This window comes from Clostridium sp. UBA7791, from assembly GCF_002480755.1.
Taxonomy (GTDB): Bacteria; Bacillota; Clostridia; order Clostridiales; family Clostridiaceae; genus Clostridium_J; species Clostridium_J sulfidigenes.
The window spans coordinates 130,394-130,628 of sequence record NZ_DLCT01000001.1 but is presented as its reverse complement, the minus strand read 5'-3'; the positions used below and the strand labels follow the sequence as shown (position 1 = coordinate 130,628).

General features: G+C 47.7%; 2 tRNA genes. Both read right to left on the bottom strand.

The annotated features are described in order from the left end of the window. Nucleotides 1-23: 23 nt before the first annotated feature. Nucleotides 24-98 (bottom strand) — tRNA-Thr (locus tag B3Z56_RS00655). Between the two features lie 42 nt (nt 99-140). After that, nucleotides 141-216, bottom strand: a tRNA-Val gene (locus B3Z56_RS00650). Between the last annotated feature and the right edge of the window lie 19 nt (nt 217-235).

Genomic DNA, 235 nt, shown 5'->3' with positions numbered 1-235 from the left:
CCACTCGGGAACTCCTCCATTTATGGAGCTGGCAATAGGAATCGAACCTACAACCTGCTGATTACAAATCAGCTGCTCTACCGTTGAGCCATGCCAGCATATTATATAATTTGTGCAGTTTAATGAATTTAAATTCACTATGGTGGTCGCAACAGGGATCGAACCTGTGACCCCCTGCTTGTAAGGCAGGTGCTCTCCCAGCTGAGCTATGCGACCTTATATGGTGGAGGAGGAC